This window comes from Paenibacillus sp. M2, assembly GCF_046713495.1.
Taxonomy (GTDB): Bacteria; Bacillota; Bacilli; order Paenibacillales; family Paenibacillaceae; genus Paenibacillus; species Paenibacillus amylolyticus_B.
Map to the genome: position 1 here is coordinate 3,923,026 of NZ_CP169648.1, position 22,103 is coordinate 3,945,128.

The following is a 22,103-nucleotide window of genomic DNA, read 5'->3' on the forward strand; positions in this document are numbered from 1 at the left end:
CATCATGGAAATGAACACCTTGGTATGGATCGTTCTGTCGCTTCTGATCCTTGTATTGTTGGTTCGAGTCACCAGCCTGCAACGCCAATTGAATGAATTGAAAAGAGATGTGGAGCGCCTGGAGAACGGTTCAACCGTCAGCGCCCGCTCCGATTTCAATTACACCTTGTCGCCCAAGGAAGCATCTCCTTCCCAATCAAACCCACCGGGTCAAACTGATCTGGATTTGGAGCTGCTTACACTTATACAACAAGGGAAAAAAATTATGGCGATCAAACGACTACGCGAGGCCAGAGGTCTTTCGTTGAAGGAAGCCAAAGACTATGTCGATGCACTGGATCTTTAATATACAACTCACATAACTCTCGGGGGAAGTTACTCCAGACTTTCGGCTGTTAACACAGACGCAGTAGAAATTATGGAATCTTCGTCCGAGAGTTTACTTTTCAAATGACATATGCTACTGTATTTCTATATTACTAGAAATAAGAAATAAAGACGAAAGGACGGATCATTATGCAATCAAACTCGAATGAGATTGAACAAGTCGTCAAAATTCATAAAGCACTGGGCGAGCAAACACGGTACAAAATCATTCAGATCTTATCGGGCGAAAGCAACCTGTGTCCTGCCGATCTGGAGAGCCGCCTTGTTACGGTTGCCCTATCGACTCTGTCTCATCATCTGAAACAGCTGTCCGATTGCGGCCTGCTTACATCGCAGAAGAAAGGTACTTATATCTACTACAGCCTGAACACGGAGACCGCACAAAAGTTTGTTCCCTATCTGCTAAATAAATAAAAAAAAATTGAGTTATATTTCTATATAATTAGAAATATTGAAACAACGCACGATATTTATTAGTAGAACTAGGTCACTTAAGTTTACGCTTATACCATTATTCATTATCTAGGTAGTAACATCACCGTTCGTAGATCGGTTGCATTCAGAGCATTCATGTCTTGTTCTATCGTCTTTATTTCTATATTTCTAAAAATATAATAATTATAATCAGAAAGAGGTTATGTTTCCATGTCTTCTACGCTCAAAATCTATGTTCTTGCCTTGGTCAGTTTCCTTGTAGGAACGTCCGAATATGTCATTGCCGGCATTTTGGATCGCATTGCAGATACCATGAATATCTCTTTAATCGCTGCCGGACAGCTCATTACGATTTTTTCACTCGTATATGCGCTAGGTACACCTGTCATTATTGCACTGACTTCGCGCTGGGACCGTCGCAAGCTGTTGCTATACTTCCTCGGTCTATTCGTTGCGGCTAATGTTCTTGCCTATCTGTTGCCGGGTTATGGACTGTTCGTCACAGCACGCGTGTTGATGGCTTTGGGCGCGGGCGTTGTTGTTGTCACGGCATTAACGGTCGCTTCCCAAATAGCGGCTGAGGGCAAACAAGCTAGTGCAATCGCCACAGTAATCACTGGATTTACGGCTTCTCTGATTGTTGGTGTTCCGCTCGGAAGGCTCGTTGCTGCATCTTGGGATTGGAAACTCGTTTTTGCCGGCATAGCCGTTCTTGGAGTCCTCGCCATGCTGGTAATTGCGGCCGCCATTCCGTCTTCCAAAGCAGAAGCCCCTGTTCCACTGAAGAAACAACTGTCTTTGCTCAAACAGCCACGAATTGTACTGGCACTGCTGGTGACCTTTTTCTGGTTAGGTGGTTATTCCATTGCCTACACGTACATTTCACCTTATCTTGTATCCGTTTCAGGAATGAGCGAAGCACTACTCAGTTCAGCTTTACTCGCATTTGGCATAGCTAGTCTGATCGGTTCAAAAGTTGGAGGATTCAGTGCTGACCGATTGGGTGTCAAACGAACGCTGATCACAGGCATGACATTGCATATCGTGAGTCTGGTCCTGTTGAATATAACAGCAAGCTCTCATCTCGCTGTCTTCCTTGTTCTGATTTTGTGGTCTTTTGCCGCTTGGTCTTCGGGTCCAACTCAGCAATATAACCTGGTCACCATGGCTCCGGAATCCTCTGGCATTATGCTAAGCCTGAACAGTTCGGTGATGCAACTGGCGATGGCTTCCGGCGCAGGTATTGGTGGAATTGCTGTCAGCAGCGTTTCATTGTCATCCATCACCTGGATTGGCGCTGTCGGGGTTGCTGTTGCCATCATCATCGTTATAAGCTCGTATCGTTCAGCGCCTTTCAAAAGTACACAAACCAATACATCGCACAACAGTGCATGATATGAATTCGTAGTACAACAGACAAACCAAAAAGAGAGGTCACTGTATGCATACAGAGGCCTCTCTTTAAACATTTTAACGACTATTCTATTAAGGATAAGCAGAACTCTTATTGGGCCGTAACTGCACCATCGATCGGATATACTGCACCATTGATATACGGCGCTTCATCTCCAAGCAGGAAGGAAACCAGGTTAGCAATCTCTTCAGGTCTTCCCAGACGTCCAGATGGAATGCTGTCAACCGTTGCTTTGAACACTTCAGGGTTGTCTTTACCAAACTGAACAACCATCGGTGTCTCAATAGTACCTGGCGCAATCGCATTTACACGAATGTTGTCCTTGCCATATTCAATCGCAGCTGTGCGAGTCAAGCCCACCACACCATGTTTGGTTGCTGCGTAAGGTGCGACTGCGGGTACACCAACAATACCAGCTGTGGAGGCCGTGTTCACAATGGAACCCCCACCTGTTTTGAGCATTTCCGTAATCACATACTTCAACCCGTAGAATACACTTCTCAGGTTAATATCAATAATCTGGTCAAACTGCTCGATCGTATGTTCGATCAACTTGATCCCAGGACCCGCAATCCCTGCATTATTAAAGAACATGTCGATTCGACCGAACTCTTCGACTGCTTTTTTCACATAATTCTCAACTTCAGGTGCTTTACTCACATCTGCCTTTACAAAAATAGCTTTACTTCCCAGCTTCTCAATCTGCTTAACCGTTTCAAGTCCTGTCTCTTCGACAAGATCCACGACGACAATGGATGCGCCCTTCTCAGCCAGCTTTAGCGCCGCTGCTTGGCCCAATCCACTTCCTGCTCCAGTGATAATGGCTACTTTTCCTGCGTGACTCATGTTGATCTCCTCCATGGGTGTGTGTCATCTTGTGATTGGATCGATGAATACGATATGAAACGTACGTACATGCAATATTGCCATATGTAGGTCAAAAATGGCATAAAACCTTCCTGACTTTACCTATTCTAATAGACTTTCGACATAAAAACAAATCATATAATATACATTCATACTATATCACGCGTCACATTTTCAGCATTTTTATTGAAGGAGCACACAACTATTACGCCTTGTTGCATGCTCCTCTTTTACATATACAATATCTTTTAAGTCAGTATCTCTACAACTTCAAACGGTGCATATCCGCTTATCAAAACACTTTAACGCAGCAAATTCGTTTTTGCCAATTCAATAATTTCGTCACCGCGTCCGTTGAGCACAGCTTTCATCATCCATAAGGTGAATCCTTCCGCCTGTTTGAACTCAATCTTCGGTGGCAAAGACAATTCCTGACGATTCACCACCACATCAATCAACACAGGACCGTCATGCTGAAGCGCACGCTGTACAGCTCCTTCCAGTTCATCCGGATCCTCAACCCGAATGCCTTCCATGCCCATGGCTTGAGCAACCATCGCAAAGTTGGGATTGACAAGCTCTGTTCCCGATTCCAGGAATCCGGCAGCTTTCATCTCCAGCTCAACAAAACCGAGTGCTCCATTATTAAACACCACAACTTTGATCGGCAGATTATGCTGGTTCAGTGTCAACAGATCACCCATCAGCATCGTAATACCACCATCACCCGACAACGAGATGACTTGTCTGCCCGGATCAGCGACCTGAGCGCCAATTGCCTGTGGCAAAGCGTTTGCCATCGTACCATGACTGAATGAACCGAGCAGCCTGCGGTTGCGGCTCATCTCGATATAACGGGCCGCCCATACTGTCGGCGTACCGACATCACAGGTGAAGATGGCATTTTCAGCTGCAGCATCACTAATGACTTTGGTCAGGTACTGCGGATGGATGGGCTTTTTACCCGGTTTTCCAACGGCCAGCTCGTCCAGATCTTTACGTACTTTCACATAACGATCCACACTTTTACGCAGATGTTTGTCACTGTGTTCCTCTGTCAGATAAGGAAGCAAGGTTTCAATGGTCGCTTTTACATCCCCACATACGCCGTAATCCAGCTTCGTGCGCCGACCCAGATGGGAAGATTGAATGTCGACCTGAAGGACTTTCGCATCTTCGGGATAGAATTGACGATATGGGAAATCCGTCCCCAGCATTAATAGTACATCACAGTCCATCATGGCATGATAACCGGATGAATACCCAATTAGACCCGTAAGACCCACGGAATAAGGGTTCTCATACTCCAAATATTCCTTGCCTCGTAGCGCAATAACCATCGGGGATTTCAAACGATCACAGAGTTGCATAAGGGGCTCCCGAGCGCCCGCGCAGCCTGCACCGCACAATAAGGTAATTTTTTTGCCTTGATTCAGATATTCCGCCAGTTTCACAAGTTCAGGCTCAGAAGGATGTACCACTGGATTAGTCGCATGATACACGTGCTCAGGTACAGGCAGATCCGCTGCTTCAAGTCCTGCTACATCCCCCGGCAAAACAACGACGGACACACCTGAACGTGCCACTGCTGTCTGAATGGCCATCGTCAGAGAACGCGGCATCTGTTTTGCTGTTGTAATGACTTCACAATAATCGCTACATTCCTGGAACAGATACTCCGGATGGGTCGCCTGAAAATATTCACTGCCAATCTCGTCACTTGGGATATGTGCAGCGATGGCGAGTACAGGAACACGATTGCGGTGGCAATCGTACAGACCATTGATCAGATGCATATTACCAGGACCACTGCTACCTGCGCAGACAGCGATACTTCCACTGACCTGAGCGTCCGCCCCGGCAGCAAATGCAGCTACTTCTTCATGCCGTACATGAATCCACTCGATCTTCCCCGAACGACGAATGGAATCGAGTACCGCATTCAAGGAGTCTCCAACAATGCCATATATGCGTTTGATGCCAGCGTTCAATAAGGATTCAACCAGAACGTCCGCGACTGTTTTTTTCATAATAGGTGGGTCTCCTTTAATTGCTCATTTTGATTATGTTTCCACTCGGTTAATATACCTATTCTTATACCCCAATCTTCTGAAAACCGAACCAACCCAATATGTATGTCTGGATATATGAAACAAAACCGGCCCCTTAAACCTTTATTCCAGCCACAACAAAAATGCCAAAAAATCCGTTTGTCAAATGACAAACGGATTACAGTTAAACTAGGTTTATTTGTTATTTCATGTGAATTCCCGAATCCCAAGCGTACACTAGATGGCAGGCATCACATTGCCACCACTTACCGGGATATAGGCACCCGTGATAAATGAGGACAGATCCGAAGCGAGAAAAGCTACCGCATTGGCGATTTCCTGATCTTCACCCCTGCGTTTGAGTGGTACAGTCCGCGTATATGCCTCATCATGTCCAGGCTCACTGGAGCGGTCACGTTCGCTAATTGTCCATCCAGGTGCTACCTGGTTCACGGTAATCTGATACTCGCCAACCTCCTTGGCCAGCACGCGATATACGCCATCCATTCCACGTTTACCAGCGGTGTAGGCCGATTGGTGAGCGAAGTTTTGCATCGCACATTCGGTATTAATGCCAATGAACCGCCCGGATCTGACGTTTTGCATATGTGGTATGAAAGCTTTGGCAAGATACACACTCTGCATGACACAGGATTCAAACTGGCTCAAGTAATCTTCAGGAGACTGTTCCAAAACCTTTGTCCATTCATATTGAATGACCGCATTGGCAACAACGATATCCACATCGCCGAGGACAGGCTGAATTTCATCACGCATCCGAAATGCCGTATCCTGCTTGGTAATATCCCCCTGTACAATTACAGCCTTACGACCGAGTGCTTCAATCTCACCTTGAAGCTCCCGAGCCTTGATATCATTATTTATGTAATGTAGAGCCAGATTGGCGCCACAGGCTGCCAACGTGCGGGCGATGACTCTCCCCAGTTGTCCGGTTGCGCCTGTAACCAGAGCCGTTTTTCCTGAGAGATCCAATTGCATAACAGCGAAAACCTCCTTGAATTTCATTCGATTCGAAAACGATTTCGAAAATATGGTATTTTTGTTCATTAATTACGCATTATTCAGAGAGATATACAGCATTGTTCAATGCTGTATATGGTAGTTCAAGTTTTTTTCCTCTATGTGGAAACTATTAATTATGATGTTGAATAAGATCAATTTCCTGGAAGCGACTGACTTCCTTTTCCCAACGCTCTTCTACATATTGACGGTGAACCGGGTGATTGTTGTATGCATCATACGCAGCCTGATCTGCAAAGACCATCGAGAAGCTGTAGTCAAACTCATTCTTCTCACTTACCTGTTTCAGAACCTGAAATTGCTCTACGCCAGGAATGACAGCCAGTGCATCCGAACTTTCCTTCAAAAAGGCTTCGGCCTCCGGTGTATCTTTACCCGCGTAAAGTGTAAACGTTACCATATGTGTGATGCTGCTCATCTCTATTTCCTCCTCCAATATGTTCGTACTCGTTTCCTAGTGTACATCCGAATGTGTTGTAAGCGCAATAATTGGTTGAATTAATTTTTAATCAGATGGTTATCTCTATATAAATTGAACTAAAGAATATTTACACTGGTCACTTCGATGACAGAACAACCTTCCGATCGCTGTTATCCCCAGATTTTTTTGATTCCTTCTATAAAAGGGGTAAATCCGGGGATAGCTTATGCTTCCGATGTAGCTTTCTTGCAGAAAGCTTGTAGGCGAACGCTACGCTTCTTCAGGTTCTTTCTGTCCTCTCCGTTTTGTGTAAATGTTTAGTTCAATTTATATAGTTACAAATATTAATTAAAAAACACAAGGTTTTACACTGAATATGTACACAAAAAAACCTCAGGACAAATCCCGAGGTTTTCTTGTAATGTATGGACAAACTTATTTGTTGATGTTGTATTTACGGTTAAATTTATCAACACGGCCACCGATATCCACGTTTCTTTGTTTACCAGTGAAGAACGGGTGGGATGCGGAACTAGTGTCCACACGGATTACTGGGTAAGAGTTACCGTCTTCCCATTCCATAGTTTCGTTAGAGAACTTCGTGGAAGAACTCAGGAATTTGAAATCAGCACTTGCATCGTAAAAAATTACGAGTTGTGTCTTTGGATGGATGTCAACTTTTGGCATAATCTATTTACACTCCTTTAATATGGGTACTTCTTTAGAATCAAACTACATTTTATTATACTCTTTTTTCGGACAAAGTACCAGCAGGATTTGAGGAATAGCTAAAAAAATTATGATATCTGTGATTTTACACCTAATCAGGTGTCACGCCGTCCCTTTCTCCAGTACATTCAACATGTACTCCAAAGCCTCCAGTTCATCCCTGCCTCTTGTCTGTAATCTGACAACACTACCATATCGAATGGGTAGTAACGCCATTCCAAGCAGGCTTTTGACATCTACACGATGCTCATGCTCAGACTCCATATACGACAAAATAATATCCGAGGAAAAACGCGACGCTTGAGAAGATACCGACATCAGATCATCCCGATGAAAATCAGCGTGTATCATAAATTCATGTACTCTCACAACCTTCAGTTCCTTTCGCTAAGTACTTATTCACCAATATGGTGTGTATCCATTTATATATTAAAATCTTCATGAATTATACCATGTTATGGGAGCTTGACCCATACTTTTTTGCAAAAAAACAAAAAAAGAGTCCTATACCGCAGGACTCTTCCAGGTTGTTCTTACATACCGTTCGGATATACCATGACCTTCAGACTGCCGCTTTTATTGTGTAATGCGCGCTCCATCGCTTGCTGTGTCTCTTCAAGTGGATAACGATCTGTAATAAGGGACATCACGTCATGCTGGCCGGAGCTCAGGAACTCAATTCCTGCCGGATACGTATTGGCATAACGGAATATGCCATAGATATCAACTTCATTGTCCGCAATAAATGGAACATTGAGTGCGATCTCGTCCTGTGCAGGCAGGCCCACAATCGCAAGTTTCCCTCCACGTCGAAGTGAATACAGAGCAGATTGTAGCGCCTTTGGATTCCCCGCTGTTTCCCATGCGGTATCCACACCCACACCACCTGTTAACTCGCGAATCACAACCAGCGCATCTTCATTCCGCACATTAATGGTATGCATGGCACCCATGCGGCGAGCTGCTTCCAGCCTAACATCCTCCAGATCCGTTACTATGATCTTCTCTACACCGTAAGATTTGGCAGCAGCCACGGCCATGAGTCCAACGGGACCCATGCCCATAATCGCCAGGGTTGTACCCGGAGCCAGTTTGCTGCGGCGTGCAGCGTGAATACCAACGGAGAATGGCTCGTTCATAGCTGCTTCCTCATAAGACAGATGATCCGGGATCGGGAATACCATATCTTCACGCATCACCATGTATTGTACAAATGCCCCATCCACCGGAGGGGTCGCCAGAAATTGTACATCCGGACACAGGTTATAACGACCTTCCTTACATGCCGTGCAGCGTCCGCAAGTCACGCCAGGCTCAATAGCAACCCGATCCCCTGTTTTCAGACGTGATACGTTCGAGCCAACAGCAGCAATGATCCCCGCACACTCATGTCCCAAAATGATCTGTTTCTCCACCACAAATCTGCCAATGCGTCCATGTTCAAAATAATGCACATCCGAGCCACACACCCCGACAGCCATCACCTGGATTAATACCTCATCCGCTGCCGGTTGCGGGACGGGTTGTTCCTCAATAATAATGTGTCCTGGCTCTGTCATGACAGCGGCCTTCATCGTCTCGGGCAGTTGATGTTGTCCCATACGGTTCTCCTCCTCATGTATGTCCATGCTGTCTATTGTACATCAAAGATAACAAGGTATCTTCTTTCTTCACATCACCAATCAATAGATTGTTCTGCCTTGTTCATCCGCAATGCCGCTCTTGCGATAAAAGTACGTATTGATCATGTCCCGCCATTCCTTCGCATGTTCGGTCTGGTTGTCCTGTAATGAAGCAACTTTACTGAACATGACCGGGTCGATTTTGCCCTCCAGCCCTCTCCATGTCTCGGCTAACGCCTCCGCCTGCACAACACCTTCAAAGTGTGTATCATAAATATGCTGAATGACCGTTTTACCCGAATGCAGAACATGGGTGTACGGCACGTGATGGAAAAATAAGATCAACTCATCCGGACAGGTGTCTACGGACTCATAACGATCAGCATTCTCAGGGTGATACTGTGAGGTATATCCTGTACCGCTGTTCACGGTTCGATCTACACCAATGCCATGACAATCGGCAAAGTGATACGTTCCCCATTTGGAATACTCATACCCATCTACATTCGGCCCGTAATGATGTTCCGGATTAACCATCCAACCCACACCGAGAGGCGCAGTGTAATTTTCATAGATATCTAGTGATGTCAAAAGCATATCCGTAACCTTCCGCACGACTTCGTCTTCATGTCCAAATGTGAGTCTCACCCACTCATCGGCAATCTCTTCCGCGGACAGCTCCGGATTCCACGCAAGTCTTCCGTATCCATACAGATTCGCCTGCGCGAGGGGATGTCCTGTCCAACAGGCATCTGCACCAATATTGGATACTGCGGCGAAGCCACTGTGAGGTCGTTTATACAGAGAACCATCCGCAATGCGTTTGATCTCTGAACCTTCGCCTTTGGCGTATGTGTCAAAGTCCAATACTTCTTTCCACTGGGGAACCAGATAACAGAGATGACGTTGTTGCCCGGTATACTCCTGTGTGATCTGAAATTCAATCACCTGATTCGTATTTTCCATGGCTCCGAACAGCGGGGATACCGCCTCCCTCACCTGAAAGTCCATCGGCCCGTTCTTGATCTGCAAAATGACATTTTCGGCAAACCGCCCATCCAGCGGCGTAAAGTGGTCATAAGCTGCACGTGCACGGTCAGTGGAACGGTCCCGCCAGTCCTGCTTGCAGTTATAGACGAAGCAACGCCAGATGACCAATCCACCGAAAGGCCTAAGGGCTTCAGCCAGCATGTTCGCACCATCGGCATGATCACGGTTATACGTGAACGGTCCCGGACGATTCTCGGAGTCTGCCTTGATCAGGTAACCGCCAAAATCCGGAATGGCTGCGTACACCTTGGCCGTTTGCATGTTCCACCATTCCCGTACCTGCGCATCCAGCGGATCTGCCGAACGTAACCCACCAATCTCGATTGGACTCGCGTAGTTGGCGCTCAGGAACAATCGAATACCATACGCTCTGAATTCAGCAGCAACCTTCGCCACATCGCTAAGATAACGTTCCGTCAAAAACAAGCTCTCACGGCGGTGTACATTGACATTATTGATCGATATGGCATTAATGCCTGTCGAAGCGAGCAAACGTGCGTAGTCCCTGATGCGGTCCAAGTCCAGTGTGAATTCCCCGTTATCATAGAAAATGGAGTCTCCTGCGTAACCACGTTCAATGCTGCCGTCCACGTTATCCCACTGATTGATCATCCGTAGCGCATTGGTAGGCTGCTCTGTAATGAAACTCCATTTACTCACAGCGACATCCGCCTCACTTGCACTTCCTTGATCCATTGTCAGTTCCCGAAGCAGATGGAATGCACCATACAATACACCTTGGGGAGTCTCTGAACCAATGACCAGCACACCCTCGCTCTCACGAATGATGTACCCTTCTCCTTGAACAGCAGAACGCTCTGTCTCACTGAACGACGCAGCCACCGAATCGCTCCCTGTCCAAGTACCGATTCGTATGGCGGGATCGGAATCGTGATTGTGCCGCTCACTTTGCTGAGCATCAGACAGCTGACTGACTGTCGGTTTCACGCCATACAGCTTCTCCAGTCCCCGTGTAAGTTCGGTCAGTGCTGTTGTGATTACGCCATGCTTCTCTTCCGCCAGTATCCGCTTGCTCCACGGAGGAGCATTCTTACGGGCAATTCCATTCGCTTTTGGCAATTCGGAGTGATACCCCAGCCATGCATCATACTGTGGACCTGACAAAGCAGATTGAACGATAGATTGGTTCATTGTACCGCCTCCTTGATAGCATAGATCTGTGCAAGGCGATTCCCTTTTCCTTCGAGTAGCCATAGAATCGACGTTACACCACGCGGATAGTACTTGCTGCCAACTGCTACACCAGACAGGATCTGGTCACTCCAGCACCAGTAGGATTCCTCCGGATGCAGCAGCCAGTTGACATGAGCGGCGTCTGCTGCCTTGCCTGTCTCATTCCATTCCACACCCAGCAGCTCTCTAGCGATGAACTGGGACAGATAGATTTTGCTCAGCCACGAGTTATTGCTTGTTGAGGACAGTTTCCAGCCACCATCTTCGAACATACATGTTCCCGGTACAAGAACCGTCTTCAGATGAGTTTGGAGTGCTTTCAGATAAGGTCCAAAACGACCATTGACATCCAATGCTGCTTCACAGCCTGTAAAGTAAGGGAATACAAGACCTTCAATCGCCGGAATGATTCTGGAATCATTATTTTCTGCAATAACAGCCGGAATGTAGCCGCCATCCGTCAACTGTGCAGCAATACTGGCTGCGCAGCGATCCGCCTGAAGCCCTGCTTGATGTGACAGATCCGCCAACTTCTCCGTTGCGAACAGCTTCTCCAATGCAACATAGACCGCCCAACATTTACCCGCCAGATAGATATTATTGCGAGACTGACCCAGTGACACATCCAGGCTGTCGTAAGTTGTAATTTCTGCTCCACCTTGGGTACGGCTGCTATCAAGACCCATCAGACCGTTACGCTGCTCCGCGTTAGGATGGTCACGATTAAGCATACTTTCGAAGCAATCCTGGATAACAGGAAGCATGTTTTTCACAAATGCTTGATCCTGTGTCTGTTCAATGTATACGGTCGCGCAGCAGAGCCAGTTCACCAGTTCCTCGTGGCTCATCTGTGAAAAGCAGTCGTCAATGCCAACCAGTTCATATGCCGAGTGTCCAGGGCGTGAGAACACGTTGGCAACACCCATATCATGGGTAAAGGTAATTCCGCCCGGATGTAACTTTTCTTCTCCCGGGAAACGAACCTGATCGGTATAACTGTATCGTTTGACAAACCACTCCAGCTCATTACGCACCGTCCATGGATTCAAGGCAAGCTCGAAGTACAACTGATCAGCCGTCAGATCAAGTGTGTTCATCATCCGATACTCCCCTTCGTTCACCACCCAGAGTGGTTCGCCATCGGCATCCAGCAGTTGGGTACTGGCATAATAGCTGTGAATGGAATGAGCAAGCATGAATGATTGATCTTCGGTCAAAGCCGCTGTTCCAAGGCGCTGTTCAACCTCTCCACAGGATGCGGTCAACTCACTAAAGCGTTGCAGTGCATACGCTCCTGCTGCCTGAATATCGGAGAAGTACCGCGTATACCAATACGTTGTGTCCATTCCGGTCGTCACAATGCCCCCACGATAGAAACATACTGCGAATTGATACGTACGTTTCTCTCCAGCCGGTACCTCCATCAGTAGTGCAGCGGTTGAGCCAAGTCCAAATGCCAGATTATCCCGATGTTTCTCCTGCAAGAGCTTCTCCAGCGTGAATCCGCGTGCGGGCCACAGTCCGTCATCTGCCGACATAATCGCTGTAAGTCGACCTTGTCCCACACCTGTGATGGAGCCACCTTCCGGTCCCCCAATCAGACGCATCGCAGAGTACGGATCATTGCCCTGATAGCCAAAGTAGGCTTTGCGTGCTTGTTGACCTTCCGTATTGTCAATCGTCATTTCAACCAATACGGCAGGTACGAGTGCATCCATTAATTCTTCACGATCCCCATTCGTTGGATCAGGTACTGGACGTACAGGCGAGTAGATACGGAACGTCAGATCTCCAGCAGTCCACGTATCTGTACCTGAGGTAAATTCACGTGTAATATCTTCATCGCGAAAAGCCGTAACAAGAGGTTGTGGAACTTTTGTCCCGTTTGTCGACGCCGGGTCCCCATTCTCCAACTTTTCTACATCATAGCGGCTGCTCTCATCCTCAGAAGCTTCATAAAAAGGAAGCGCCTGATAATTGTCGCCATCGCGAGATTGTAATCCAATATATACATTCTGGTCAGCCGGCTTCCCGAGTTCAAGACCCAGCCCGCCTTTGGCTCCTTTGTAACCCAGTGTAAAACTCGCAAAAGCACCAATCGGTGCGTGATGTGCATTATAAAAGATGGATTTCGATGTGCTCACGAATCATAACCCCTCTCAAAATAGTTTGCATACGTTTTCATTAGCCCCATCCTAACACGTGGTTCCACCTCAGACCATGATCAAATCAATCGGATATTTACCCAAATCAAGCTGATAGACTATAATGTATTAAAGCGGTTACAAAAAATCATTCCATTTGAGATAAGTGCGTAATCAAAATCACACATTTTTGAACAACCTCTATAAAGGGGGATCTTCCATGTCTTCAACGTATTTACCTCCTGCTTTGGGAGAAAGTGTCCATGAAGTTTTTTATCCAGATGTGCAAACAACCGTCAATCTGTTCGCCATTCATTTACGGAGTGTTGGTACGGACTGGGATTATCCGGCGCATGAGCACCCTCAATATGAACTGAATTATGTTACCGAAGGCGAGCAACGCATGATGGTGAACGGTACCCTATATATTCAAAAGGCTGGCGAACTGCTCCTGATTCCACCGGGAAGCATTCATTCCAGTCAGAGCCATAACGGCAAGGGATTCACGTATTTTTGTATGCATTTTGACATTGATGATCAGTTGTTCTTATCACTGCTGGCGCGTATCAAACAAGTGCGATTCAGTGCAGACAGTCCGGTTACACAGCAGATCGAGCCTGTTTTGCGCAAATTGATGTCATCTGCGGATGATGAAGTGGCTAGTACAATGGTGCAGCGCATGCAGTTGCAATCTGCAGTATTTGAACTATTTGGCCAACTGTGGGAGGCGATCTCGCAGGAAGCAGCGCAATGGTTTACGGACGACGGACACGAGAAAATCGAACTCGCACATCAGATTCGCAATCGATTGCAAGGCCTGATGAGTCAGCAATTCAAACAGGGACACGAGTCCAACGGTCACTATGGTATTGATGATATTGCAGCAGAGCTGGGCATCAGTTCTTCTCACTGTAATCGCGTGTTCAAGCAGGTGTTCGGTCAGTCTCCACGTGCTGTATTGTCCCAATTGGTTTTGCATGAAGCGAAGCTTCTTCTGGGCAATCCGAAGCTGTCCGTTCAGAATATTGCCGTCATGCTTGGTTATAAGGATATTGCCCATTTCAGTCGTCAATTCAAGCGCTGGTCCGGCATGTCACCATCCCGTTACCGACAGGAACAGCCTGCTCTGGAATGAAGTCCAGTAGCAGGCTGTTTGTCTTTCTTATTTTTTATTTCAACAAACGCTTAATCAACTTCAGCTTGTTATCATACGGTGGATATAGAATTGGCAGATTCAGTTTGGTGCTTTTTTTCAGTACACTTTTCAGATGGGAGAAGGTTTCGAAGCTGTACTGCCCATGATACGAGCCAACACCAGAATGACCAACACCGCCAAACGGCAGACGTGGATTCGCTACATGTGTGATGGTATCGTTAATGCAGCCGCCTCCAAAAGAAACTTCGCGCAGCACTTTGTCCTGAACCCGGGTGTCGGAAGTAAACAGATACAAAGCGAGTGGTTTCGGCCGCTTTACGATTTCTACAATCGCTTCATCGAGGTTACGGTAGCTGATGATCGGCAGAATCGGTCCAAAAATCTCATCTTCCATCGTCGCTGCATCCCAAGACTCCGCATCAATCAGTGTAGGTTCAATAAAACGATCTTCCTCATCCGAAGCTCCCCCATATATCACTTTGGCCTGATCCCGCTCAATCAAATTCGTCAGACGTTTAAAATGTCCCTTGTTCACGATTCGCCCATAGTCCTTGTTGTGCTGGATATCCGAACCAAAGAAAGACACGATTGCTGCCTTCATCTCCGTAATTAACGGTTCCTTCACGCGCTCATGCACAAGTAAATAATCGGGTGCGATACAGGTCTGTCCTGTATTGAGCAGTTTGCCCCATATAATGCGCTCGGCCGCTACTTTGATATCCGCCTGTTCATCAACGATGACCGGACTTTTGCCTCCCAGTTCTAACGTAACAGGAACGAGATTTTTGGCAGCTGCCTCCATCACAATCTTGCCTACCGGTACACTGCCTGTAAAAAAGATATAGTCGAATGGCGCGTTAATCAGCGCTGTCGTTGTATCTTTTGCACCATCAAGCACTTGTACGTATGAGGGTTCGAACACGCTCGCAATCATCTCACGTACAACAGCGGACACCGCAGGTGTATTCTCTGACGCTTTGAGTACGGCTGTGTTGCCTGCCGCAATAGCACCTACCAATGGTTCGATTAAGAGTTGAAATGGATAATTAAACGGTCCGATGATCAGAACCGCCCCGTAGGGTTCGGGTATGATATAACTTTTCGAACCCAGGAGTGCCATTTGCGTTTTCACTTTAACGGGTTTCACCCATTTATTCACTTTACGAATGGTGTGTGTGATGCTATCCATCATAAATCCGATCTCGGTTGTGTAGGATTCGAACTCACTTTTGCCCAAATCCTGATAGAGAGCTTCTGTCAGTCTGGATTCGTACTTTTGAATGGCCTGCTTCAGTTGGGTCAGACGGGCAATTCGAGCTTCTGCCGATCTTGTGGCCCCGGAACGAAAGAACTGTCGTTGCTGCTCCAAAATCTGTTCAACTTCATGACTGGTTACTTCCTGTATCGTCGTTGTCATAATATATACATACTCCTCTGTTTATTATGGATTAAATGTTTAAACATACGAACCTATAAAGCACATGCAAAAGCATGTTTTGTCACGATTAATCTACAGACACTCTTCTTCCAAAGCAGCTACCAGTTCCTTCAACAGTTCCACCGATGCATTCAATGAAGCCGAATAATAACGCTGTGTGCCCTTCTGTTCCACAGATATAAGCCCCTTCTCTAACAACAGCTTGAGATGATGAGATATAGCTGGCCGGGATAGGCTGGATTGTTCGGTAATTTCATTCACGGTCATTCTGCCCTTCTCGGTGAGTGTCAGCAAAATGGCTTGACGATGGTTGTCACTTAACACCTGAAATAACGGAATACAGGTTTGAAAAACACTAATTGCTTTTTGTCCCATGGTTTCACCTCTATACTATTTCTTCTTCATTATTTCTACGTATATTTTCTCTGTCTGATGTCTGTTCGTTTAAACATTCGAACCTTATAAACTGAATTCTACTCTCCATTACCTTGAACTGCAAGTGAATCATCAACTGAATTTAATATAATGCCGATAAAGCGCTTCCATACTACCATACAAGTATGGTAGTATGTCAATGAAGGAGTTGAAGTTGTGGAATATACCCCAAAGTTATCATCCAAAGCCGGTTTGTTGCCTGTTGCGAGTAGTATGTCTTCCATGAATAAGCAATCTTACTCAACGCGAGATGTCGTATACTTCACGCTGAAACAACTCATTTTGAGTCTGAAAATGCCTCCGGGAACAGCTATTTCTGAGAAGGAAATTTCGCTGGAGTTCCAAGTCAGCCGGACACCTGTTCGAGAAAGTTTTGTAAGACTTGCACAGGAAGGTCTGCTGGAAGTGTATCCACAGCGTGGCACATACGTCTCTCTGATTCAGGTCGATCTCGTTGAGGAAGCACGATTCATGCGTGAACAGCTCGAACGAGCCGTAATCAGGCTCGCCTGCGAGAACTTTCCGAACGAACAGATGATGGCACTTGAACAGAACCTTGCGTGGCAACAGGAATGCAGGGTCAAACCGGATGATGAACGAATGTTCCAATTGGATGAGGAATTCCATAGCACTCTTTTTGCAGGCTGCAATAAAAGCAACACCTGGACTGTTATCCAGCAGATGAATGTACATTTGAATCGAAGTCGCATGTTACGCCTGTCCTCGGACCACCAGTGGGATCACCTGATTGAACAGCACCGGTCTATGGTCAAGGCCATTCAGCAGCATGATGCCGACACAGCAGAGCGACTGATGCAGGAACACTTGCATTTAACTGTCACCGATTTGGCTGTCCTGCAGGATACATATCCGTCCTATTTTCAATGACTGAATTTTTTCTTCCTACTATTCATGATGAGGTGAACGTGATGAGAATGGTTTTTCGCTGGTTCGGCGAAGGCAATGATACGGTAACGCTGGATCATATCCGGCAGATTCCGGGTGTTGAAGGTATTGTGTGGGCACTGCACGATGTTCCTGCTGGCGAGGAATGGCCAATGGACAAAATACTCGCTGTCAAAACAGCAGCGGACAAGGCCGGGTTACATCTGGATGTCGTTGAGAGTGTGAACATCCATGAGGATATCAAGTTGGGCCTGCCATCAAGGGATAAATACATTGCCAACTATATTAAAACAATGGAGAAACTGGCTCAAGTTGGTGTGAAGGTCATCTGTTACAACTTTATGCCGATCTTCGACTGGCTTCGCACGGATATGCACAAGGAAATGGAGGATGGCTCAACTGCCCTCTTCTATGAGCACAGTAAACTCGCAGATATAGAACCTCTAGAACTCGTTCGACGCATTACGGAAAACTCCTCACTCACCATGCCAGGCTGGGAACCGGAACGATTGCAGTATTTAACAGGTCTGTTCGAAGCCTACAAGGATGTAACTGAGGATCATATGTGGGAGCACGCACGTTATTTCCTGCAAGAGATTATGCCTACAGCCGAACGGCTGGGGATTCGAATGGCCATCCACCCGGATGACCCGCCATGGCCAATTTTTGGATTACCAAAGATTATTACAAGTCAGGAGAATGTTCGGAAATATTTGAATCTTTATGATAGCCCTTACAACAGCGTGACACTATGCAGTGGCTCTTTGGGAGCGAATGCTGATAATGACATTATCGGGATGATACACGAGTTCAAGGATCGGATTCCATTTGCCCACATTCGTAATGTCAAAATCTACGAAAACGGCGACTTTATCGAAACCTCACATCGCAGTCAGGATGGCAGTGTTGATATTGCGGGGGTTGTTGAGGCTTATCACGATATCGGTTATGAAGGTTATGCAAGACCCGACCACGGTCGTCATCTCTGGGGAGAACAGTGCCGACCTGGTTATGGACTGTATGACCGGGCTTTGGGGATCATGTATCTCTGGGGTGTCTGGGATTCCCTGCAAAGGAGGGCAAAAGCATGAGTGAACACCAATATGAGCGCTCATCTCGTCTTGAAGGCAGAACGGCTGTAATCACCGGAGGTGCCGGAGTATTATGTCGCTCCATGGCGGAAGAACTCGCTCGGCACGGTGCAAGTGTAGCCATCCTGAACCGTACTGTGTCCAAGGGGCAGGAAGTTGTAGCTGCGATTGAAGCTGCAGGTGGCAGAGCGATTGCTATTGCCTGTGACGTAACCCAGGCCGATAGTGTGCAGGCAGCGGCAGATGCGGTACTGGAACAGCTCGGACCATGTGATATTCTGATCAATGGCGCGGGTGGCAATAACGCCAGTGCCAACACCACGAATGAAATTTTCAGATTGGAAGATCTGGAAAAGAGCGATGTCACTACATTTTTCGATGTAAGTGTAGAGGGATTTCGTCAGGTGATGGATCTGAATTTTGTCGGTTCTCTCATCCCTACTCAGATCTTTGCAAAACATATGATAGAGCGCGATGTCCCTGCTACTGTCATTAACATTTCTTCCATGAGCGCCCCATCGCCCATGACGAAAGTTCCAGCGTACAGCGCTGCGAAGGCAGCCATTAACAACTTCACGCAGTGGCTCGCCGTTCATCTGGCCGAATCGGGTATTCGTGTCAATGCTATTGCACCCGGGTTTTTCCTGACTGAGCAAAACCGTAATCTATTACTGCAACCAGACGGCTCACCTACGGAACGTTCCAGTAAAATTATTGCTCATACACCCATGCGCCGCTTTGGCAAACCGGAAGACCTGCTTGGCACATTGATGTGGCTTGCGGATGAAAGACAATCCGGCTTTGTCACTGGCACAGTCATTCCGGTAGATGGTGGATTTATGGCGTATTCCGGTGTATAACGATTTATTACACTGACACTCCGATGAAAGAACAACCTTCCAATCGCTGTTATCCCCAGATTTTATCGATTCACTTTTCAGAAGGAGAAATCCGGGGATAAAGGCGAGCGCTTCGCTTTTTCAGGTTTCTTCTTTCCTCTCCGTTACGTGTAAATGAATCAGTTCAACTAATATAGGTAGTAATTGAAACCGAAGCCTGGGATACTTACCCAGGTTTCGGTTTTTTGCGTTCAAGCATAAGATCCTCCAGCATAGGAAAAGCTTGTTATAATACGTGTTCAAAAGCAAACATTTTAAAAAACTTCTTAATACAGCTACGGTGAAAGAAAGGAAGGTGATACATATATGATGGAAGAAACTTGGGTTGTTGCCGTACGGTCTATTATTGCCTTTCTGACTCTGATCATCTATACAAGGGTGCTAGGCAAGCAGCAGATGGGTAACTTGACGTATTTTGATTACATTAACGGCATCACAATCGGTTCCATTGCGGGGACTTTTGCAACCGATCTTTCCTCCAAGGCGTGGATTCATTTTGTGGCCTTGACCATTTTCACAATCATTACGATCATCTTTCAGTACATTACACTGAAGAATCGCACCATCTCCAAATTAATGGACTCTGATCCTACATTGATCATCCAGAACGGTAAAATTCTCGAACAGAACCTGAGTAAAATGCGAGTTAAATTTGACGAATTGACCATGATGCTGCGGCAAAAGGATGTATTTGATATTACAACGCTGGATTATGCGATTCTGGAACCGGATGGCAGCCTTTCGGTTGTATTGAAACCTGAGAATCAACCGGTAACCGCAAAAGACATGCATATGCACCCGCCCAAAAGCAAGCTGATGACCGAGATTATTATTGATGGCCTGCTGATTAAGCAAAATCTGGAGGAAAGAAACAAAGATACTAACTGGCTCAGTGAGCAGCTGAAAAAGCAAAACATCACGATACAGGATATCGCTTTTGCAGCCATATTACCCAATGACAAATTGTATGTTGACCTGTTCAAGGATAAAATCACCGAAAAAATCGATATGGGCGATTATGAGGGACCTTTCTAAACCTTTACATCAAGGAGGCGGTTGAATGAAAACGCGTTTCTGGCTGTTATATGTGCTTCCGATCTTCCTCATTCTTGTGTTCGTTGCAATTATGGCTAGCGGAGCCTTTCTCAAAAAGCCCTTTGGCAACGATGATCGCTTGCTTGAATCTATACAATCATTAGAGAAACAGGTTGAGGGTAAAAAATGGACTGAAGCCAAGTCTCAAGTCGATTACGCAATGCAGGCCTGGGAAAAAATCGTCGACCGCATTCAGTTCAGTGTGGAGCGTGAAACAATATATGATATTCTGGGCACCCTTGCTCGGATCAAGGGCGGCGTTGCGGCAGAGGATGATAAGGCGATTATGGAAGAGATTTATTACTTTTATGTGTTATGGGATAATCTCGGAGATTAGACGATATTTTTAATATCAGACTTTAATATCAGATGTAAGTCCATAAACAAAAGGCACTATCCTTTTATGAAGAAAGGAAGTGCCTTCTTTGCTTTTATATAACTTATATCCGTTACGCTCTTCGTAATCCCCGAGACCGTGACGGTCGCGAAGTACCTTCTTTGCGGAAAAAGAGACCGAGTGCTCCCTTGGCACACCATAGTGCAAACAAAGCAAACAACGTTCCCCAGAATAACGCCGGAAGGAATGTCTGCTGAGCGAGGTTCGTTGCATCCCCTGCCCGTGAAGGCTGAGTCCATGACATGAATCCAACGTATACAGCACTCACGACCGACTCTTCCAGCGTAAGAAACGCCAGTATCAGATAATAGAATTTCACGATCTTGGCGCCAAAAATCATCATGACAACGTTCAGTACGATGAACCCGGTCAGCCATAACATGCCGAACTCCCCTCTTACATATAACAGGAGTGACACCAGAGCGACAGCCGTCATAATACCGAGTCCCCACATGTGCAAGCCTTTGCGGTATAAGTAAAACAACAGCAAGGCGAACAGTGATGCACTGATATATCCCGCCAGAGAAACCAGGATCGATCTGCCTGGCGTCAGCATGGAAGAGTAAGTTACACCACTATGATCAGCGTATAATTCAATGCGCAGCACTTTACCGGACAATACTAGTGTCATTAGTGCATGACCGAATTCGTGAATCATCGTATCCAGGTTACGGAACAAGGACGAAAATGGGATGAATCGTGTAAGAAAGACGGAGCCTAGTAGAAAAAGTATCGTTTTGACCCACTTATTCAATCGTGCCATACCTCCTTTACCTTCAAATAAACAAGCCTATCCCTTATACTACGCTTTTTTCACTTGATTCGTTTCGGCTTCCAAACTGTAGGGCACAGTGCTCCATCCACCAGCAGAAGCTCCTATTGTGTCCAATGAAAAAAGAAGACAGATCATAGCGGCCCTTTTCGGCCTCTAGCGTAACGAGCAGTCGATTCCGCATCCGACGGAGAGCATAGTGTACGAATTGATCTGCAACCTCACTTTGTATCAGGGTAACATAAGCATAAAGGGAATGATCGACAGGTTCATCAAGCGGACTCACCCCTGCACATGAAAATTCCGTCCTCACGCCCGCACTCTGAAGTATGGACAATGCCTTCACGAGTTCGGCATCAACTTCAACACCGTTCCAAATCTCTATTTTCTTCGCGGATACTGTATGTTTGTCACGTTCCGTCCAGTGCATCAGCTCCAGCTTCCGCCGTCTCCACAGATGGGCAGGCTGTTCACTTAACAGCACTTCATGTTCCTCATTTAAATTCATGCAATGCGTCCTCCTGTTCTCCTCGATCCGGTCACCTTATTCAACAAAGAG

Annotated in this window: 22 protein-coding genes; 9 read left to right on the forward strand and 13 right to left on the reverse strand. The window is 46.4% G+C overall.

Annotated elements, in window-relative coordinates; genetic code table 11:
* Nucleotides 1-4 precede the first annotated feature (4 nt).
* The 3 genes from ACETMN_RS17565 to ACETMN_RS17575 all read left to right on the forward strand — a co-directional run bounded on the left by ACETMN_RS17565 (nt 5) and on the right by ACETMN_RS17575 (nt 2,217).
* Entirely contained in the window at nt 5-346 is a 342-nt protein-coding gene (locus tag ACETMN_RS17565) for a ribosomal protein L7/L12 (RefSeq protein WP_256975299.1), read from the forward strand.
* A gap of 170 nt (nt 347-516) precedes the next feature.
* The gene (locus tag ACETMN_RS17570; RefSeq protein WP_036613842.1) at nt 517-801 is read left to right on the forward strand and encodes an ArsR/SmtB family transcription factor; all 285 of its coding nucleotides are present in this window, start codon (nt 517-519) and stop codon (nt 799-801) included.
* 231 nt (nt 802-1,032) lie between these two features.
* Nucleotides 1,033-2,217 (forward strand): MFS transporter, encoded by a 1,185-nt coding sequence (locus tag ACETMN_RS17575; protein WP_091019429.1) that lies wholly within the window; start codon nt 1,033-1,035, stop codon nt 2,215-2,217.
* A 109-nt stretch (nt 2,218-2,326) separates the two neighbouring features.
* Here the strand turns inward: ACETMN_RS17575 and ACETMN_RS17580 are convergent, their stop codons facing one another.
* The 9 genes from ACETMN_RS17580 to ACETMN_RS17620 form a co-directional block, all read right to left on the reverse strand.
* Entirely contained in the window at nt 2,327-3,082 is a 756-nt protein-coding gene (locus ACETMN_RS17580; protein ID WP_091019431.1) for an SDR family NAD(P)-dependent oxidoreductase, read from the reverse strand.
* 323 nt (nt 3,083-3,405) lie between these two features.
* Nucleotides 3,406-5,133 carry a ubiquinone-dependent pyruvate dehydrogenase gene (poxB, locus tag ACETMN_RS17585; RefSeq protein WP_411734841.1) on the reverse strand — a complete coding sequence of 576 codons (1,728 nt, stop codon included), beginning with the start codon at nt 5,131-5,133 and terminating at the stop codon, nt 3,406-3,408.
* Nucleotides 5,134-5,391: 258 nt separating this feature from the next.
* Nucleotides 5,392-6,153 carry an SDR family NAD(P)-dependent oxidoreductase gene (locus ACETMN_RS17590; RefSeq protein WP_411734842.1) on the reverse strand — a complete coding sequence of 254 codons (762 nt, stop codon included), beginning with the start codon at nt 6,151-6,153 and terminating at the stop codon, nt 5,392-5,394.
* Between the two features lie 154 nt (nt 6,154-6,307).
* Nucleotides 6,308-6,613, reverse strand: a complete 306-nt coding sequence (locus tag ACETMN_RS17595; RefSeq protein WP_076317704.1) for a Dabb family protein — start codon at nt 6,611-6,613, stop codon at nt 6,308-6,310.
* A gap of 438 nt (nt 6,614-7,051) precedes the next feature.
* On the reverse strand, nt 7,052-7,303 hold the full coding sequence (locus tag ACETMN_RS17600; RefSeq protein WP_062834756.1) for a type B 50S ribosomal protein L31: 252 nt from the start codon (nt 7,301-7,303) through the stop codon (nt 7,052-7,054).
* A gap of 144 nt (nt 7,304-7,447) precedes the next feature.
* On the reverse strand, nt 7,448-7,696 hold the full coding sequence (locus tag ACETMN_RS17605; RefSeq protein WP_017688214.1) for an HPr family phosphocarrier protein: 249 nt from the start codon (nt 7,694-7,696) through the stop codon (nt 7,448-7,450).
* 182 nt (nt 7,697-7,878) lie between these two features.
* The gene (locus ACETMN_RS17610; RefSeq protein ID WP_091019436.1) at nt 7,879-8,946 is read right to left on the reverse strand and encodes an NAD(P)-dependent alcohol dehydrogenase; all 1,068 of its coding nucleotides are present in this window, start codon (nt 8,944-8,946) and stop codon (nt 7,879-7,881) included.
* Between the two features lie 81 nt (nt 8,947-9,027).
* Nucleotides 9,028-11,169, reverse strand: coding sequence for an alpha-glucuronidase family glycosyl hydrolase (locus ACETMN_RS17615; RefSeq protein ID WP_091019438.1), 2,142 nt, complete (start codon nt 11,167-11,169; stop codon nt 9,028-9,030).
* The gene (locus ACETMN_RS17620) at nt 11,166-13,355 is read right to left on the reverse strand and encodes a glycoside hydrolase family 52 protein (protein ID WP_091019440.1); all 2,190 of its coding nucleotides are present in this window, start codon (nt 13,353-13,355) and stop codon (nt 11,166-11,168) included. The genes ACETMN_RS17615 and ACETMN_RS17620 overlap by 4 nt, the downstream gene beginning before the upstream one ends.
* 220 nt (nt 13,356-13,575) lie before the next feature.
* Between ACETMN_RS17620 and ACETMN_RS17625 the strand changes: the two genes are divergently transcribed.
* A complete protein-coding gene (locus ACETMN_RS17625) occupies nt 13,576-14,490 on the forward strand; it encodes a helix-turn-helix domain-containing protein (RefSeq protein WP_091019442.1) in 915 nt (304 codons plus the stop codon).
* Nucleotides 14,491-14,524: 34 nt separating this feature from the next.
* On the opposite strand, the gene ACETMN_RS17630 is transcribed toward ACETMN_RS17625, so the two are convergent.
* Nucleotides 14,525-15,928, reverse strand: coding sequence for an aldehyde dehydrogenase (locus ACETMN_RS17630; protein ID WP_091019444.1), 1,404 nt, complete (start codon nt 15,926-15,928; stop codon nt 14,525-14,527).
* Between the two features lie 93 nt (nt 15,929-16,021).
* A complete protein-coding gene (locus ACETMN_RS17635; RefSeq protein WP_076331658.1) occupies nt 16,022-16,324 on the reverse strand; it encodes an ArsR/SmtB family transcription factor in 303 nt (100 codons plus the stop codon).
* A 273-nt stretch (nt 16,325-16,597) separates the two neighbouring features.
* Here ACETMN_RS17635 and ACETMN_RS17640 point away from each other — a divergent pair, with 273 nt between their 5' ends.
* The 5 genes from ACETMN_RS17640 to ACETMN_RS17660 all read left to right on the forward strand — a co-directional run bounded on the left by ACETMN_RS17640 (nt 16,598) and on the right by ACETMN_RS17660 (nt 20,712).
* The gene (locus ACETMN_RS17640) at nt 16,598-17,272 is read left to right on the forward strand and encodes a GntR family transcriptional regulator (RefSeq protein WP_091019605.1); all 675 of its coding nucleotides are present in this window, start codon (nt 16,598-16,600) and stop codon (nt 17,270-17,272) included.
* Nucleotides 17,273-17,313: 41 nt separating this feature from the next.
* Complete coding sequence (uxuA, locus tag ACETMN_RS17645; RefSeq protein ID WP_091019446.1) at nt 17,314-18,381, forward strand: mannonate dehydratase; 1,068 nt, start codon at nt 17,314-17,316, stop codon at nt 18,379-18,381.
* Nucleotides 18,378-19,241 carry an SDR family oxidoreductase gene (locus ACETMN_RS17650; protein WP_076215391.1) on the forward strand — a complete coding sequence of 288 codons (864 nt, stop codon included), beginning with the start codon at nt 18,378-18,380 and terminating at the stop codon, nt 19,239-19,241. Before uxuA ends, ACETMN_RS17650 begins: the two co-directional genes overlap by 4 nt.
* Nucleotides 19,242-19,586: 345 nt before the next feature.
* Nucleotides 19,587-20,315 (forward strand): DUF421 domain-containing protein, encoded by a 729-nt coding sequence (locus tag ACETMN_RS17655; RefSeq protein WP_062834765.1) that lies wholly within the window; start codon nt 19,587-19,589, stop codon nt 20,313-20,315.
* Between the two features lie 25 nt (nt 20,316-20,340).
* On the forward strand, nt 20,341-20,712 hold the full coding sequence (locus tag ACETMN_RS17660; RefSeq protein WP_091019448.1) for a DUF4363 family protein: 372 nt from the start codon (nt 20,341-20,343) through the stop codon (nt 20,710-20,712).
* A 112-nt stretch (nt 20,713-20,824) separates the two neighbouring features.
* On the opposite strand, the gene ACETMN_RS17665 is transcribed toward ACETMN_RS17660, so the two are convergent.
* Both ACETMN_RS17665 and ACETMN_RS17670 read right to left on the reverse strand, forming a co-directional pair.
* Nucleotides 20,825-21,526 carry a M50 family metallopeptidase gene (locus ACETMN_RS17665; protein ID WP_091019450.1) on the reverse strand — a complete coding sequence of 234 codons (702 nt, stop codon included), beginning with the start codon at nt 21,524-21,526 and terminating at the stop codon, nt 20,825-20,827.
* 43 nt (nt 21,527-21,569) lie between these two features.
* Nucleotides 21,570-22,052: a hypothetical protein gene (locus tag ACETMN_RS17670; RefSeq protein ID WP_091019451.1), complete on the reverse strand. Its 483-nt coding sequence runs from the start codon at nt 22,050-22,052 to the stop codon at nt 21,570-21,572.
* Nucleotides 22,053-22,103 lie beyond the last annotated feature (51 nt).